This is a genomic window from Paraburkholderia sp. BCC1876 (assembly GCF_902833695.1).
GTDB lineage: Bacteria > Pseudomonadota > Gammaproteobacteria > Burkholderiales > Burkholderiaceae > Paraburkholderia.
Window position 1 is genome coordinate 85,975 of record NZ_CADFGI010000003.1, and the last position, 16,858, is coordinate 102,832.

The window sequence follows — 16,858 nt, forward strand, 5'->3', positions numbered from 1 at the left end:
GCGCCGAAGGCTCAGGCGTCTTGCGGCTCGTGAGCGCCGACCGCCTTGACCGGCTTCCTGGCAGGCAGGGCGAACCAGATCGCGCTCAGTATCTGCAGCACGATGAGAATGCCCCAGGCAGTCAGATGCGCGGACACCGGATAGTGCCCGCCGCTCGCCGGCCAGTGCGACAACACCGCGCCGACGCCAATCTGAAAACCGAAAATCAGCAAGAAGATAATCAGATTCAACGTCGTGTTGACGCGGCCCGTCATCTGCGGCGGAAAGTGCCGTGCCATCACGGCGTAGATCAGAATGCCGGTGCCGCCGAACGCCCCATACGCCGCCCACAGCAGGCCGGCAGGCAGCGGCGCCTTGAACACGATCAGCAATTGCGTCACGACGAACAGCGCCATGCCGATCCCGCAAAAGGCATACAGCGAGATGCCACGCCGCTCGAGACTACGCGCCGCCGCGCCAAAGCCGATGCAGCCAGCCATCATCGCGAAACCGAGAATCGACACCAACGCCGCCGCCTCGCGCGGCTCGAAGCCCTGCACGTCGCGCAACCAGGCGCCGACCCACAGCGACTGCATCGCGTAAAAGACGCCCTGCGTGACGACCGAAAACGACGCGATCTTCCAGAACGCAGCGCTGCCGAGAATGTGCAACGTGCCCTTGAACTGCGTGCTTATGCTCGCCTGATGATGGGTTTCCTTCGTATCGGGCGCGAGCGTCCACAACGCCAGCGCCACCAGCACCGTCATCAGGCCTAGTCCGACAGAGACCGTGCGCCACGTGGCGAAACCCAGCACCCAGGTAAGCGGCGAGCCGACCATGACGCCGCCCAGGCCGCCGACCGCCATCACGAGTCCGTTCATCAACGGCAGGCGTGCGGTGGCGAAATGCTGCGCCAGCGCCTTGAACGCGCCGCCGAGGCAGACCGAGACACCCATGCCGATCAGCAGACGCCCCACCATCATCATGCCGACGCTGTGCGCCGCGCCGAACACCCAGATGCCGAGCGCGGCGAATAGCAACGTGCCCGCCGTGACCCGCCGTGCGCCGAAATGATCCAGCAGCACGCCGGCCGGAATCTGCGCGCCCGCGAAACCCAGGAAATACAGACTGGTCAGCACGCCGAGGTTGGCGGCCGACAAACCGAGGTCGTGCGTAATGAATGGTGCAAAACCGAGATTGACGCCGCGAAACACGTAGGAAACGAAGTAGCCCGCGGAAAACAGGAGAAAAACGCGCAGTTGGGTCGGCGACATAAGCTATGAGTGAAACAGCGAGGCAGAACGGAGCTCGAAAGATAAAGCAAATCGGCCGGGCCTGCCGTCAATCTTCCGATCAATGAAAAACGCCGTCACCACAGGTGACGGCGTTGGAAATAACACGGTGCGTGATCGGAGCGCAATTCATGCGCTGCCCCCGCAACGCATGTGGTCACTACCGTGGCAGCCGCTTATTGGTTTTGCTTACCCTTCTTCGCGCTGGCCGCGGTCTTCGGGCGGCTATCCGCCGCGGCCTTCGACGCCTTGCTGGACGTGGAAGCCGATACCTTCGTCACTTTGCCCTTGCTGGCGACGGACGCTGTCGGCTTGCTGACCTTCCCTACCGGCTCGGAGACTTTCACCACGGGCGAGCGGCCACGACCTCTCTTCTTATCGTAACGCGAATCGCCGCGGGTGTCCGCGACGCGGGTGCCGATCTTCTCGACGCCACCGCCTTGCACGTTGGTCGCGATCGCTTCCGGACCGGGCTCGCTCGGCATGGCCTTGCCGACCGGCACGTGCAGCACGATCACCTGGCCGCGCGACACGCCGTCGCGATGCGTACGATTCCACGCCTTCAACTGGCCGACCGAGACGCCGTAACGCACGGCGATTGCCGCCATCGACTGATTGCGGCGCACGCGGATCAGCATCTTGCGGGTGTCGGGGACATCCGGCTCCATGGCCAGCACCGCGCTTTCGGCGACGTCGGCGCTGATGTCTTCGTCGTCGTCCGAACCGCGCGGCACGACGATCGTGGAGCCCGGCTTCAGGCGCATGCCGGCCGGAATCTTGTTCACTTCCATCAGCGTATCGGCGTCGACGCCGATCTTCTGCGCAATCGCCGCGGGCGCCGCGCGCTCGGTGACCGTGTAGGTGGTCCACGACGACAGCGAGCCGGAGTACGCCTTCAGATTGCGTTCGAACGCGCTGGCGTTGTCGAACGGCAGCAGGATCTGCGGCTGCGTGGCGCCGAGAATCACCGGCTTCCTGAACGACGGGTTCAGCGAGCGGAACTCGTCGGGAGAAAGATTCGCGAGCTTGGCGGCCATTTCCACATCGATATCGTGCGAGGTGGTCACCGTCACGAAATACGGGTGGTTCGGAATCGGCGGCAGCGTGAGCCCGTACATCTGCGGGTTCATGATGATGTTCTTCACCGCCTGCAGCTTCGGCACGTAATTGCGTGTCTCGTTCGGCATGCGCAGGCTGAGGTAGTCGGTGGGCAAGCCCGCCGCTTCGTTGCGGGCGATCGCGCGCTGCACGTTGCCTTCACCCCAGTTGTACGCGGCAAGCGCGAGTTGCCAGTCGCCGAACATGTCATGCAGATTCGACAGATAGTCGAGCGCGGCGCTGGTCGACGCCAGCACGTCGCGGCGCTCGTCCTGCCACATGTTCTGCTTGAGGTTGTAGGTGCGGCCGGTGCCCGGCATGAACTGCCACATGCCGGCCGCCTTTGCCACCGACAACGCCTGCGGGCTATACGCCGATTCGATGAACGGCAGCAGCGCGAGCTCGGTCGGCATATGGCGCGCTTCGAGCTCTTCGACGATGTGGTACAGGTATTTCTGCGAGCGCTCGGTCATGCGCTGCACGTAGTCGGGACGCTGCACGTACCAGTTGACCTGCATGTCGACGAGGTCGGTCTGCAGATCCGGCATCTGGAAACCACGGCGAATCCGGCCCCACAGATCGGCGTCCGCGCTCGTCAGCTGAGTGACCGAACCCTGGTCGACGTTGATCGTCTCTTTGGCGGTGGCTGTCTTGCGAAGGGCGTCGGAAACTGCTTGCTGACTGGCGGGATTATTGGCGGAAGAACTATTCGTCGCTGGTCCCTGACTCGCGCAGGCGGCGAGTGTCAGGACCAACAACGCACTAAAGATAAATCGCATGAACGTCTCGGCTTCCACAAGGGCTGGAATTTGCAGCCGATAGTACGAAACGGCGACGTTTACGTCAATCTAAAAATACCGAAAAAATCAAGCAAATCTTAGGCTTGGCGAATTTTTCCGATTCTTCGCGTGAGGAATACCCTTATGCGGGTGCGGTCAACGGAAGCGGTTTTTCCATTCGCGCATCAGCGTGAATGCGGCGAGTCGATCGGGCACTTTTTCATGCAGTTGATCTTGCAGGCTCGCCTGGACCGCCGGTTCGTCGGCGCGTAAAAACGGATTCACCGCGCGTTCATGGGCAATCGTGGTCGGCAGCGTGGGCACGTGACGCGCCCGCAACTCGGTCGCTTTGTCGCGCCAGGCCTGCAGCTCGGCGTTGTCCGGCTCGCACGCGAGCGCGAAGCGGATGTTCGACAGCGTGTACTCGTGCGCGCAGTGAACCTCGGTGGCGCCGGGCAGCGCGGCGAGCGCGTCAAGCGACGCCAGCATCTGCTTCGGCGTGCCTTCGAACAGCCGGCCGCAGCCGCACGCGAACAGCGTGTCGCCGCAAAACACGTGCGGCGTGCCGCGCGGATCGGCCGTCTGGAAATACGCGATGTGGCCGCTCGTGTGACCGGGCACGTCGAGCACCGTGAAGTCGAGCGCGGGCGCCGCGATCGTGACGCGATCGCCATTTTCAAGACGCTGCGTGAGGTGCTCGATCGCTTCACCGGCGGGGCCATAGACGGGTACGGCCTGGCCATTCAGCAGATCGGCCACTCCACCGACATGGTCGTGATGATGGTGCGTGAGTAAAATAGCGCTCAGCCGCCACCCCCGTTTCGCCAGATACGCGCGCACGGGGGCGGCCTCTCCCGGATCGACGACGACCGCGTGATGTCCGTCGGAAACGACCCAGATGTAATTGTCTTCAAACGCCGGGACCGGTACGTACTCGAGCGCATTCATAGGCGACGCATTCTTTGATATGACTGACCGAGCGATTATAGACTGGCCCGCGTGGACCGATTCACCACCTGGCCGCTACGTGCTGGACTGGGAGCAAACCCAGCTCGACCGCGTGGTGTCCGACGTGTTCGGCTACCACGCGCTGCAACTCGGCCTGCCGCAACTCGACGCCTTGCGCGAGAACCGCATGCCGTGCCGCGGCCTCGTGCTCGACGCCGCGAGCGGTGCGAGCGCGCCCTACTCGTATCCGCGCGGCTTGCGGCATGGCGGCAATAGCCACGCGGCGAACAACGGCGCGGGTCTGTGGCCCCAGCCCGGGCAAAACGGGCTCGCCGGCCTGCCCGCGCCGGCCGGACGCAGCGCGGTCTGGTGCGACCTGCTCGACTTGCCGTTCGAAGCTCAAAGCGTCGACCTGATCGTGATGCCGCACACGCTGGAATTCACCAGCGACCCGCATCGGCTGCTGCGCGAAGCCGAGCGCGTACTGATGCCCGAAGGGCAACTGATCATTCTCGGCTTCAACTCGCTGTCGCTGTGGGGCGCGCGGCAATCGGTCGGCAAGGTGACCGGGCGGCCGTTCGTGCCCGCCGCCGTCGACCTGATCGCCTTCACGCGGCTCAAAGACTGGATCAAGCTGCTGGGCTTCGACCTTGAACGCGGGCGCTTCGGCTGCTATCGTCCGCCGCTCGGCAGCGATCAATGGCTGTCCCGCTATGGTTTCATGGAAGCCGCCGGCGACCGCTGGTGGCCGATTTTCGGCGCCACCTACATGATCAAGGCGATCAAGCGCGTGCGCGGCATGCGGCTCGTCGGGCCGCTGAAAGTGAAGAAACCAGTCCTCGCCGCGGGCCTCGCGCCCGCCGCCACCCCGAATACACGCAACCACACTCAATGACTTCCGATCTCATCGATATTTATACCGACGGCGCCTGCAAGGGCAATCCCGGCCCCGGCGGCTGGGGCGCGCTGCTGCGCTTCGGCGGCCAGGAAAAAGAACTGTTCGGCGGCGAGCCCAACACCACCAACAACCGCATGGAGTTGATGGGCGTGATCGGCGCGCTGGAAGCGCTGAAGCGTCCGTGCAAAGCGGTCGTCCACACCGACTCGCAGTACGTGCAGAAAGGCATTAGCGAGTGGATTCACGGCTGGAAGAAGAAAGGCTGGATCACCGCCGCCAAGCAGCCGGTGAAGAACGCCGATCTGTGGAAACGGCTCGACGCGCTCGTCGCGCAACACGAAATCGAATGGCGCTGGGTCCGTGGGCACAATGGGCATCCGGAAAACGAGCGCGCCGATCAACTGGCCAATCGCGGCGTCGCGTCGCTCACGCAGGCGTGACGACGGCTGCGATGCACTTGCGCGGAGCGCACGTGCGCCCTTCCCGCCTGATTTTTTCGCGGCAATTTTTTTCGAATTTTGAAGCAGGCTAAACCGACATGCGTCAACTCATCCTCGATACCGAAACCACCGGCCTGAATGCGCGCACCGGCGACCGGATTCTCGAACTCGGCTGCGTCGAAATGGTGAACCGTCGGTTGACGGGTAACAACCTGCACTTCTACATCAACCCGGAACGTGACAGCGATCCGGGCGCGCTGGCCGTGCACGGCTTGACCACCGAGTTCCTCAGCGACAAGCCGAAGTTCGCCGAGATCGCCGATCAGATTCGCGACTTCATTCAGGACGCGGAACTGATCATTCACAACGCGCCGTTCGACATCGGCTTTCTCGATGCCGAGTTCGCGCTGCTCGGGTTGCCGCCGGTCAGAACGTATTGCGGCGAGATCATCGACACCTTGGCGCGCGCCAAGCAGATGTTCCCCGGCAAGCGTAATTCGCTCGATGCGCTGTGCGACCGTTTCGGCGTCAGCAACGCGCACCGTACGCTGCACGGCGCGCTGCTCGACTCGGAACTGCTCGCGGAAGTCTATCTGGCGATGACGCGCGGCCAGGAGAGCCTCGTCATCGACATGCTCGGCGACTCGCACGGCGGGGGTGACGCGCATGCACCGCGCGTCGCGTTCGAATCGCTCGATCTGGTCGTGGTCGCCGCCAGCGACGACGAACTCGCCGCGCACCAGGCGGTGCTCGACGGTCTCGACAAAGCGGTCAAAGGCACGAGCGTTTGGCGCCTCGAACCGACGCCGTCCGCGGATGAGCAAACCGCTTAAAAAGTACTAGACGAGCCTTAAAATCCCTGACATAATTCGGCTCTCTTCGGGTGGTTAGCTCAGCGGTAGAGCACTGCCTTCACACGGCAGGGGTCACTGGTTCGATCCCAGTACTACCCACCAGAATTTTGGTGTGTCGATCACCGAAGATAAAAGGGCTTACGCAGCAATGCGTAAGCCCTTTTTCAATTGGTCTCTCGGGTTCGGACGAGACGCTATTTTGAAGCACTCGCATTGCAGGACTTTGCCGTCAACACCGAATCTTCGTACGATTGCGGCGGCCAAATACTGCTGATATAGTTGGTTTTCGGGCAATCGCCCGCTCTTCTTTCTCCACCTCACCTACCTCAGGGAGGCGCCACATGTTCAGCATGCATCTCGCTTTCCTCGGCATGGTTTCGCGAGCGTTTTCGCGACCGTAACGGTCGCCACTACGTCGCTCACGCGGTTTGGCCTGAACAGGTACGCCGCGCAATTTCCAGACAGTCCGTAGTCCCGTTGCCGGTTCGATTCGTTCCGACGCGGATTAACTGTCTCTTCCTTTCGCTTCTGACTGGAACCCCGGTGCGCTCGCGCGCCATCGGGTTGTGGCAATGACTAAAAAGAAACTCGACTTTCGTGGACAAGCCTTCAAGGACGTCCTCGGCTTTACCTTCCTTCACTGGGCGAAGCAGCCCTGGCGCGTCTGCGTCATCACGGCGCTGGTGCTGCTCTCTGCATTGGCCGACGTGCTCACGCCGCTGTTCGCCGGGCGCCTCGTCGACGCGATCGCGTCCGGTTCGGCACGCGACGCGCTCGCGTGGCAAGCGGCGGTCACGGCCTTCTGCGTGCTCGCCGCGCTGGGTCTCGGTGCTACGCTGCTGCGGCAAGGCGTGTACTTCAACATCATCCGGCTTTCGTTGAGGATGATGAGCGAGATCGCGGCGAACGCGTTTCATCGCGTGCAGCGCTTTTCGACCGACTGGCACGCCAACAGCTTCGCCGGCTCCACGGTCCGCAAGATCACGCGCGGCATGTGGGCGCTCGACCTGCTCAACGACACGCTGCTCATCGCGCTGCTCCCGTCCATGGTGATGCTGATGGGCGCCACCTTCCTGCTCGGCTGGCGCTGGCCGATGATGGGCGCGGTGGTCGGTATCGGCTCGGTGCTGTACATCGCGGTGACCGTGGCGCTGTCGCTCGGCTTCGTGGCACCGGCCGCGCGTCTCGCGAATGCGTGGGACACGCGCATGGGCGGCGCGCTCGCCGACGCGGTCAGTTGCAACGGCGTGGTGAAAGCGTTCGGCGCGGAAGACCGCGAGGAAGCGCTGCTGGCGCGCGTGATCGACAAGTGGCGTCATCGCACGCGCCGCACGTGGATGCGCGGCACGATCAACGGCGGCGTGCAGGGCGGCATGCTGGTGGCGATCCAGGCTTCGATTCTCGGCGTCGCGCTGCTGCTGTGGGCGCGCGGCGAGGCGGGGGTGGGCGACATCACGTTCGCGCTGACCATGTTCTTCATGTTGCAGGGCTATCTGCGCGAAGTCGGGATGCACATCCGCAATCTGCAACGCTCGGTCAACGACATGGAAGAACTGGTCTCGCTGGACAGCCAGCCGCTCGGTATCGAAGACCATCCCGGCGCGGGTTCGATCGCGATCGGCAAGGGCGAGATCCGCTTCGAGCACGTCACGTTCCACTACGGTGCGAGCGGCCGGCCGCTGTACGACAACTTCTCCGTGCGTATCGCGCCGGGTGAACGCATCGGGCTGGTCGGGCATTCGGGCTCGGGGAAGACGACCTTCATCAAGCTGATCCAGCGGCTCTACGACATTTCGGGTGGCCGGATCACGATCGACGGTCAGGATATCGCCGGGGTGCGGCAAGCGTCGTTGCGCAGCCAGATCGCGATCGTTCAGCAGGAGCCGGTTCTGTTCCACCGGTCGCTGGCGGAGAACATCGCGTATGCACGGCCCAGCGCAAGTCGCGCCGAGATCGAGCGGGCCGCGCGGCTCGCGAGCGCGCACGACTTCATCGTCGAGCTGCCGAACGGTTACGACACGCTGGTCGGTGAACGGGGCGTCAAGCTGTCGGGGGGTGAACGTCAGCGGGTGGCGATTGCACGCGCGTTTCTCGCCGACGCGCCGATCCTGATTCTGGACGAAGCGACGTCGAGCCTCGACAGTGAAAGCGAAGTGCTGATCCAGCGCGCCATGGAACGGCTGATGACGGGCCGCACCACGCTGGTGGTCGCGCATCGTCTGTCTACCGTGCGGGCGCTCGACCGGTTGCTCGTGCTGGACAAGGGCAAGGTCATCGAGGAAGGCAGTCACGAAACGCTGATCAGGCTCGAGAATGGCCTCTACCGGCGGCTGTTCGAACGTCAGGCGCTGGAGTTGATCAAGGGTCTGGGCGAGTCTGACATCATGCTGGATGGCGCCGGCAGCAGGACCAACCGAACCGATGATTCCAGCTTGCTGGTCGGGAAGTAAATAGCAGCAAATGGGTGGGACGCCAGGCTGAAGCCGTCGCTAACCGGCGCTTTATTCCGGCGTTCCTCCTACACCCATCACTTCAAATCACCGCACCTCACACCACGCCCGCCGGCAGGCCAATACCGCGCGCCATGCCGGTCGCGGCAAACACCATCAACACCAGCAGCACGGTCTGAATCACGCTGTAGCGCGCATACGAACGCGCCTTGCGCAGATCCGGCGGCACGCCGTTCCGGACCGCCGCGCGCCAGCGCAGCAACGCAAGCATGGAAGGCACTTCGAGGATAAGAATCACCACCAGCAGCGTCATCTTCACGTGGAAGAGCGGCTCGTGGAGATAGTAGTCGGCGCCCTTCTCGTAACCGCCGAAAGCGCGCATCAAGCCAGTCACGATCAACACCAGTGCAGACAGGCCCCAGCGCGTATCGGCGCGGAACACGGAGCGCAAGGCAGCGGGTACGGCGGCGCGGCGCAGCGCCCAGGTGCGCCGCAGAATCGACGCGAGCGCAAAACCATAAGCGAGCAGATGAAGGGCGGCAAGCAACCAGCGAACCAGCATGGCGACTCCTGGAAAAGACGCAATACGATCGTTGTACGTCTGACTCGCCCGTCGTGAAGCGCCGGGCGGCATGACTTCATTATCGACTAATGCTGACTTTACGATGCGCACGCCGGCCACGGGTGTGGCCGACTGCACAGAGCTTACGGGATCAAACCTGCCGCAAGGAAGTGTCGAGTGCTCGAGCGGCGACGCGATCGCCTTCGGTCGTCAACGCGGCGCGAAATACGGTTTGCCGGTTGTGACCCGCGGCGGCCGGCGAATCCCACAGCAATTCGATCTTCGGACGGCGGCCGAAAATGCCCCGCGTCATCGCGGGAGCGGCGGCCGATCCAAGCGACGCAGCCGCGCCGCCCGGCTCGCCGGCCGCGCTGAAGGCCACCACCGGCGTCGGCGTCGGCGTTACGCGGGCGTCCTGCCCCAGCGCCCAGCGCACGGACAATTCGCGCGCGTCGTACTGACCGACCTTGCGACGCTCGGCCCACACGATCACGGTGCGCGTGGCCGGATCGAGCGCGACCGCGTAGCGGCCAATCGCGAAACGGCGCGCGGCGATATTGGTTCGCCACAACGCGCGCGGGCGGCAGATCCACACCACCGCCGCATACAACGCCGGCGCGACGAGCAGCCAGCCGTTGGTGGAGGCCACCGCTTGCGCCGCGCGCCGCCAGCCGGCGCTCGCCGCAAAGGCGCCGACCGACCAGACCGCAAACAGCAAACCGAGGAAAGCAAACAGACGCACTGCTTGCCGCAGCCATTGCGGCAGCGGATGAAGCGGTCGCTCGGCCACGGCGCGCGCGCCGGGCAGAAAGATCAACAGGAACAGGAACACCAGGTTGATACACGCCCACGGCGACGACACCATCGCCGACAACGACGCGCTCAGGTCCATCTGCGCCATCGAAAAAAGCCAGCGAGCCAGCAGCACGAGACCGACGGCGCGCAACGCGAAAATCGTTCCGGCGCCAGGCGCCGCGTTCGCACGCGTCTCTTTCGTTCTCGCCAAGGCATCCTCCTGTCGTCGGCGGCGCCGCAGCCAAATTTGCGGCACGGCCATTATAGGGATATTACGGAGAGTGGCTCATTCTTGCCGCCCCGAAAACCCCACTTTCCATCGCTTGTCGCAAAAAACGCGGCGCGCATGCAACAACGCCCCGCGAGCGGTTAGCGCGCGAGGCGTTGTGGGTGGCTTCGGCGTGCGTGAAGCACGCTTGCGGCCGGTCTGTCTGGATGGCGAGTGCGTTGCCGATGCCTTATCGACCAGGCATTAATCGGTTACCCGCGAGTCACCGCGGGCCACCCGCCAGCCATTAGCTGGCGTTGACTTCGCGCAGCACCGAGCGGTGCTTCTGACGCAGCAGCTCTTCGTACGTGGCGACGTAGTTCTGCGCCATGACCTTCGACGAGAAGCGCGATTCGAACGCCTTGCGCACGTTGGCGCGCGGCAACGTGTGCAGGCGCTTGACCGCCGCGACCGCGCTGATTTCGTCTTCGACGACAAAGCCCGACACGCCGTTCTCGATCACTTCCGGCACCGAACCGCGATTGAACGCGATCACCGGCGTGCCGCATGCCATCGCTTCGATCATGACCAGACCGAAGGGCTCCGGCCAGTCGATCGGGAACACCAGTGCATGCGCGTTGCCGAGGAACTCACGCTTTTCGGTCTCGCCGATTTCGCCGATGTACTCGACGTGCGGGAGCGCCATCAGCGGCTTGATCACTTCTTCGTAATAGGCGCGGTCAGCCTTGTCGATCTTGGCGGCGACCTTGAGCTTCATGCCCGCCTGGCCGGCGATACGGATCGCGCGGTCGAGGCCCTTCTCCGGCGACACGCGGCCGAGGAAAGCGAGGTAGCCCGGCTCGACGTCGGGGATCGGCGTGAGCACGTGTTCCGGCAGGCCGTGATACACGGTTTGCAGCCAGTTAGCCTGTTGCAGCGGAATGCGCTGGTTGTCCGAAATCGACACGACCGGCACGTCGCTGAACGTGTTGAAGACCGGTTGCAGTTCCGGCAGGTCCAGACGGCCGTGCAGCGTGGTCAGGAACGGCACCGGCTGACGCGCGAACAGCGAGAACGGGTAGTAGTCGATGTGGAAATGCAGCACGTCGAATTCGTCCGCGCGGCGGCGCACTTCTTCGAGCAGCAGCATATGCGGCGCCATCACGTCGCGGATCGTCGGGTCGAGGCGCAGCGCCTGCGGCCAGAAGGCTTCGAGCTTTGCCGAGGTGATCGAATCGCCGCTCGCAAAGAGCGTGACGTCGTGGCCCTGCTCGACCAGCGCTTCAGTCAGGTAGGACACCACGCGTTCCGTCCCGCCATACAGCTTGGGAGGAACCGCCTCGTGCAACGGAGCGATTTGAGCGATTCGCATAATGAAAGTCCTCGTAAAAAATCAGGCAAAGATACTGCGTTTGTTAAAAGCGACTCGCTTGCTCGCCAGGGCAGTCTGGCCGGGATCGCCGGCGCGGGCCTGATTCTTTCGAGAAATCCTGCGATGGATCGCTTGGGGTAGTGAGCCCAGATCAGTGGGTCACCGTCTGCGCCTGTGCCGGTAAACGCACACGCACCCGCTACGTTGACAAACTGTCAGATATTTCATGGGCCTACGAAGCATGCATTATCGATGCCGGGCATCTCGCTGCACCACAACATTTCAAAGTCTTTACGTTGTTACACACGCGAAACACTTTGCAAACCCTTGTTTTCTATGACAGTTCTACAGTGGCAACTGGTTTGCGGGATGAACCGCCTGGACGGCCCCGCAAGGCTCTGCGTCAACTTTGCCGGCAAGCGTTGAAGAAATGCCGCAGCGCGGTTGAATGCAATTTGTAATTATATCTCGAAATTTTCCGCAACTTGTGTGAACCACCGGGCGGTTCTCGGGGTCGAGCACCAGTAGGTTGCGGAGGTCTATCGCGAAATCAGTCGCGTCAGCGCCCGGATACACAGGGCGCAATCGCTTTTGCATGTTTACAATGCGAAGCATCGGCCTCGCGGCGACAGTTTTTTCCGTCTGGCCCGCGCATTGCATGCACAACCCGACTCACATCGACCTACTCACGATCAATTGGAACACTTAACCATTGCCCAACGTAACGCCGAAAACGCAAAGCTCGCGAGCTTTGCGCACCGGCCGCTTGCGTTTCTCTTCCGCTTTATCCGCCGCCATCCGCTCGCGCACGCGATCGTCCTGTGCAGCGTGTTTGCGGCCGTGGGCTGTGCGCTCGCTTCGCAATACGCGATCAAACATCTGATCGACGTGCTCGGCGAAGGCCGGCACCATCCGGGTCCGCTGTGGGGCGCGTTCGCGATCCTGGTCGGCCTGATCGCCGCGGACAATCTGTTGTGGCGGGTCGGCGGCTGGGTCGCCGCGCATACGTTCGTCGCCGTAACGGGCGATCTGCGGCGCGATCTGTTCCAGTATCTGAGCGGCCACTCGCCCAGCTATTACTCTGAGAAGCAACCGGGGATGCTCGCCAGCCGCATCACGGCCACGTCGAACGCGGTCTACACCGCCGAGAACACCACCGCGTGGAACGTGCTGCCGCCGTGCATCGCGGTGCTGGGCGCGATCGTCATGATCATCGCGGTGAATCCGCTAATGGCGGGCGGCCTGATGCTGTGCTCGGCAATTCTGTCGGTCGTGCTGTACAAACTGGCCGGGCGCGGCTCGGCGCGGCATCACCATTTCGCGACCAAGGCGGCTTCGGTAGACGGCGAGCTGGTCGACGTGATCAGCAATATGGGTCTCGTACGCGCCTTCGGCATGACGTTTCGCGAGCAGCAACGGTTCGGCGCGACGGTCAAGGCGGAGATGGACGCCCGTCAGCAGAGCCTGCTGTATCTGGAAAAGCTGCGCCTGCTGCACGCGGTGATCACCGCGCTGCTGTCGGCGGGCTTGCTGGGCTGGGCGCTGTGGCTGTGGGATCAGGGCAAGGCGACCTCGGGCGACATCGTGCTCGTCAGCTCGCTCGGCTTCACGATTCTGCACGGCACGCGCGATCTGGCCGTGGCGCTGGTCGACGTGACCCAGCACGTTGCGCGTCTGGCGGAAGCGGTGCGCACGCTGCTCGAACCGCACGGCATGCCGGACCGCGACGGCGCGTCCGAACTCGTGCCGCAAGGCGGTCGCATCGCGTTCGAAGGCGTGACGTTCGCCTATCCGCGCCGCCGGCCGATTCTCGACCACTTCGATCTGCATATCCAGCCGGGGCAACGAGTCGGTCTGATCGGCAAATCGGGCGCGGGCAAATCCACCGTGCTGGCGCTGCTGCAACGGTTCTATGAAACCCAGGGCGGCGCGATCAAGATCGACGGTCAGGACATCGCCACGATTAGCCAGGACAGCTTGCGTCACGCGATCGCGCTGGTGCCGCAGGATATTTCGCTGTTCCATCGCTCGGTGTACGAGAACATTGCCTATGGCCGCCCCGAGGCGACGCGTGAAGAAGTGCTGGCGGCCGCGCGCGAAGCGCGTTGCGCCGACTTCATCGAAGCGATGCCGGAAGGCTACGACACGATCGTCGGCGACCGTGGCGTGAAGCTGTCCGGCGGACAGCGTCAACGGATCGCGATTGCGCGGGCCATCCTGAAGAACGCGCCGATCCTGCTGCTCGACGAAGCCACGTCGGCGCTCGACAGCGCATCCGAAGAAGCGATCCAGAAAGCGCTCGATCGGCTGATGGTGGGCCGCACCGTCGTCGCGATCGCGCACCGGTTGTCCACGCTGAACAACTTCGACCGGATCATCGTGATGAGCGCGGGCAAGGTGATCGACGACGGCAGTCCCGAAGAGCTGCGCCAACGTCCGGGCCTGTATCGCGATCTGCTCGCGAAGCAATACGGCAAGGGCACGACGCTGCACGTCGGCGGTAAGAAGGTCGACGAACAGCACGTGGTTTGAAGTCACGCGCGCTGAAGCTGCCAGGCGTCAAACCTGGCGGCAGCCGTCAGCCTCGCCGTCACGGCAGCCAGCCGACAAAAAAGCCGCTCATCCGAGCGGCTTTTTTTACAACTCGCGCCTCAATCAAACCAGGCGCCCGAGAAACAGACTAGCCAACCAGACTCGCACTCGCCGCCTTCTTGCCCGGCGCCGTACGCTTCTTCCCGTTTCCGGTGCGCTTCGCACCATCCGCGCCCTGCAGATCGCGCATGAAGTTGTCGCGCCACACCGACACATTGTTCTCGCGCAACTGCACCATCATGTCGCGATGACGCGCCTGACGCTCGGCGAGCGGCATCTCGAGCGCTCTCGCCAGCGCCTCGGCCATGCCGTCGATATCGACCGGATTGACGATCAGCGCGCCGTCCAGCTCCTGCGCGGCGCCCGCGAAACGCGACAGCACCAGCACGCCCGGATTCTCCGGATCCTGCGCCGACACATATTCCTTCGCGACGAGGTTCATGCCGTCGCGCAGCGGCGTCACATAGCCGACGTGCGCGGTACGGAACAGCGCGGCCAGCACCGAGCGCTCGTACTGTTTGTGGATGTACAGGATCGGCGTCCAGTCGAGTTCGGCAAAACGTCCGTTGATCCGCCCCGACTCGCCTTCCAGTTGCAGGCGAATGTCCTGATACGCGTGCAGGTCGGCGCGCGTCGGCGGCGCGATCTGCAGGAACGACACCTTGTTGCGTTGCCCGGTGTGGTGTTCGAGCAGCCGCTCGAACGCGCGAAACCGCTCGACCAGCCCCTTCGAATAATCGAGCCGGTCCACGCTCATGATCAGCTTGCGCGAATGCAGCGTCGCTTTCATCGTGCGTACCGGTTTGCCGCGCTCGCCCGCTTTCGCGAGTTCGGCGATCTCGTCCGGATAGACGCCGATCGGATAAGCCGCCGCGCGCAGTGTGCGGCCGAACGCATGAATCGTCGACGGACCGCTTACCGCCAGATCGACCGAACCGTTTGCCTCGTTGACGATGTAGTCGCAGAACGCGCGCAGATCGGGCGCCGTCTGGAAGCCGAGCAGGTCGAACGAACAGAGCGCTTCGACCAGTTCGCGATGCGGAGGCACCGCCAGCAACACCTGCGAAGCCGGAAACGGAATATGTAGAAAGAAGCCGATGCGATTCTTCACGCCGGCCGCACGCAGCGCCTGCGCGAACGGGATCAGGTGATAGTCGTGTACCCAGATGACGTCGTCGTCGCGCAGCAGCGGCACGAGTTGCTGCGCGAGCCACGCGTTGACGCGCCAGTAGCCTTCGAAATCGTGCCGGTCGTACTGCACCAGGTCCGCGCGATAGTGGAACGCCGGCCACAGCGTCGCGTTCGAGAACCCGCGATAGTACTGATCGTAGTCGCGCCGCATCAGCGCAATGGTCGCGAAGGTCACCGGCCCGCGCTCTTCGACCTTGATCTGCGGCTGCCCCGAACTGAGCACGTCGCCACTCCAGCCGAACCACATGCCGCCGGTTTCCTTCAGCGCGTCGTACACGCCGACCGCCAGACCGCCCGCCGCCGGACCGCCCTCCGAGATCGGCGCAACCCGGTTCGATACGATGATCAGTCGACTCATGAAGCGCGATTCCCGAAGCAATACGTTGAGTTTTTCAAACGATGCGGCGCGGCTCTCATGCTGCGCGCGCCGCCGTGACGATCGCGCCGAGCCAGTCGAGCAGCGCCGGCACCGAGTCGATGCGCGTGTGCGCCAGCGTCTCGCCCGCGCCGACCTTGATCGACAGTCCGGCGCGCTCGTTGACGACCGCGAAGCCTTTCTCGTCGGTCAGGTCGTCGCCGGCGAATACCGGCCGGCGGCCGACGAACGGCGGCTCCTCGAGGAACGCGCGCATCGCGCGGCCCTTGTCGACGTCTTTCGGTTTGATTTCGTAGACCATCTTGCCCGGCTGCAGCACGTAGGCGCCGGGATAATCGGCCACCAGCCGCTCGGTCGCCTCGCGCGCGAGCGGCTCGCGGTCCGGCGCATTGCGGTAGTGCAACGCGAGCGCTGCGCCCTTGATCTCCAGCAGCATGCCGGGATGCTCGTTGACGACCTGCGCGAGCACCTGCTCCATGCGCAGCAGCCGCTCGTCGTGAAAGCCGATCCGCTGCGTGTCGCCGTTCGCGTCGCGCCGTTCGGCGCCGTGCAAACCGGCAATCGGCAGATCGGGCATACCGAGAAAGCCGTCGATACTGTCGATACCCCGCCCCGACACGATCGCGACCGCGCCGTTCGTCAGACTGCGCAGCTCGGCGAGCAGCGTGATCACGCGGGGTTCCACCAGCACGCTGTCCGGCGTGGGCGCGAGTTCGACCAGCGTGCCGTCGAAATCGAAGAAAAATGCCGTCTCGCTCGGAGACAGAACAGCCGGAAGTGCTTGCATCGGAGTGTTTTGCCTTTCAGCCTTCTGCGGCCGGAAAAGTGTGCGCATCTTACCGCGCATCGGTCAATTTTTCGAGAAAGTAAGCCAGGACACAGGCCCAGCCGGGCGGCGCGTCCTTTAGCGTCAGCCACTCGCGTTCAAAAGCCGAACATTCCGGCTTCAGCGAGCTTTCAGCGGGCTGCGTCAAATTGCCTCGCAAACGGCGCGCCCGCAGGCGCTGCGCGGCGTCGACGGTGA

The 16,858-nt window shown here is 63.7% G+C and carries 13 protein-coding genes and 1 tRNA gene; 6 read left to right on the plus strand and 8 right to left on the minus strand.

All coding sequences use genetic code 11. The annotated features are described in order from the left end of the window. Positions 1–11 precede the first annotated feature (11 nt). The 3 genes from HWY05_RS12095 to gloB form a co-directional block, all read right to left on the minus strand. Complete coding sequence (locus tag HWY05_RS12095; RefSeq protein ID WP_176058513.1) at positions 12–1,253, minus strand: MFS transporter; 1,242 nt, start codon at positions 1,251–1,253, stop codon at positions 12–14. A gap of 194 nt (positions 1,254–1,447) precedes the next feature. Next, a complete protein-coding gene (locus tag HWY05_RS12100) occupies positions 1,448–3,148 on the minus strand; it encodes a transglycosylase SLT domain-containing protein (protein WP_176058514.1) in 1,701 nt (566 codons plus the stop codon). Between the two features lie 156 nt (positions 3,149–3,304). Then, complete coding sequence (gloB, locus tag HWY05_RS12105; protein ID WP_035547256.1) at positions 3,305–4,096, minus strand: hydroxyacylglutathione hydrolase; 792 nt, start codon at positions 4,094–4,096, stop codon at positions 3,305–3,307. Positions 4,097–4,115: 19 nt separating this feature from the next. Between gloB and HWY05_RS12110 the strand changes: the two genes are divergently transcribed. The 5 genes from HWY05_RS12110 to HWY05_RS12130 all read left to right on the plus strand — a co-directional run bounded on the left by HWY05_RS12110 (position 4,116) and on the right by HWY05_RS12130 (position 8,738). After that, positions 4,116–4,991 carry a class I SAM-dependent methyltransferase gene (locus HWY05_RS12110; protein WP_176058515.1) on the plus strand — a complete coding sequence of 292 codons (876 nt, stop codon included), beginning with the start codon at positions 4,116–4,118 and terminating at the stop codon, positions 4,989–4,991. Beyond that, positions 4,988–5,434 carry a ribonuclease HI gene (gene rnhA, locus HWY05_RS12115; RefSeq protein ID WP_134962258.1) on the plus strand — a complete coding sequence of 149 codons (447 nt, stop codon included), beginning with the start codon at positions 4,988–4,990 and terminating at the stop codon, positions 5,432–5,434. Before HWY05_RS12110 ends, rnhA begins: the two co-directional genes overlap by 4 nt. Positions 5,435–5,532: 98 nt before the next feature. Next, on the plus strand, positions 5,533–6,267 hold the full coding sequence (dnaQ, locus tag HWY05_RS12120) for a DNA polymerase III subunit epsilon (RefSeq protein ID WP_035547263.1): 735 nt from the start codon (positions 5,533–5,535) through the stop codon (positions 6,265–6,267). Between the two features lie 48 nt (positions 6,268–6,315). Then, positions 6,316–6,390, plus strand: a tRNA-Val gene (locus HWY05_RS12125). Between the two features lie 470 nt (positions 6,391–6,860). Then, complete coding sequence (locus HWY05_RS12130; protein ID WP_176058516.1) at positions 6,861–8,738, plus strand: ABC transporter ATP-binding protein; 1,878 nt, start codon at positions 6,861–6,863, stop codon at positions 8,736–8,738. Positions 8,739–8,835: 97 nt separating this feature from the next. Here the strand turns inward: HWY05_RS12130 and HWY05_RS12135 are convergent, their stop codons facing one another. The 3 genes from HWY05_RS12135 to HWY05_RS12145 all read right to left on the minus strand — a co-directional run bounded on the left by HWY05_RS12135 (position 8,836) and on the right by HWY05_RS12145 (position 11,675). Then, entirely contained in the window at positions 8,836–9,300 is a 465-nt protein-coding gene (locus HWY05_RS12135) for a DUF2214 family protein (RefSeq protein WP_035547269.1), read from the minus strand. A 151-nt stretch (positions 9,301–9,451) separates the two neighbouring features. Next, positions 9,452–10,306 (minus strand): hypothetical protein, encoded by an 855-nt coding sequence (locus tag HWY05_RS12140; protein ID WP_035549317.1) that lies wholly within the window; start codon positions 10,304–10,306, stop codon positions 9,452–9,454. A 304-nt stretch (positions 10,307–10,610) separates the two neighbouring features. Continuing rightward, entirely contained in the window at positions 10,611–11,675 is a 1,065-nt protein-coding gene (locus tag HWY05_RS12145; protein WP_035547271.1) for a glycosyltransferase family 4 protein, read from the minus strand. A gap of 696 nt (positions 11,676–12,371) precedes the next feature. On the opposite strand from HWY05_RS12145, the gene HWY05_RS12150 reads away from it, so the two are divergent. Continuing rightward, positions 12,372–14,207, plus strand: coding sequence for an ABC transporter ATP-binding protein (locus HWY05_RS12150; protein ID WP_035547273.1), 1,836 nt, complete (start codon positions 12,372–12,374; stop codon positions 14,205–14,207). Positions 14,208–14,355: 148 nt separating this feature from the next. Here the strand turns inward: HWY05_RS12150 and otsA are convergent, their stop codons facing one another. Both otsA and otsB read right to left on the minus strand, forming a co-directional pair. After that, positions 14,356–15,816, minus strand: coding sequence for an alpha,alpha-trehalose-phosphate synthase (UDP-forming) (otsA, locus tag HWY05_RS12155; RefSeq protein WP_035547276.1), 1,461 nt, complete (start codon positions 15,814–15,816; stop codon positions 14,356–14,358). Between the two features lie 55 nt (positions 15,817–15,871). After that, positions 15,872–16,621 carry a trehalose-phosphatase gene (otsB, locus tag HWY05_RS12160; RefSeq protein WP_176058517.1) on the minus strand — a complete coding sequence of 250 codons (750 nt, stop codon included), beginning with the start codon at positions 16,619–16,621 and terminating at the stop codon, positions 15,872–15,874. Positions 16,622–16,858: the final 237 nt, after the last annotated feature.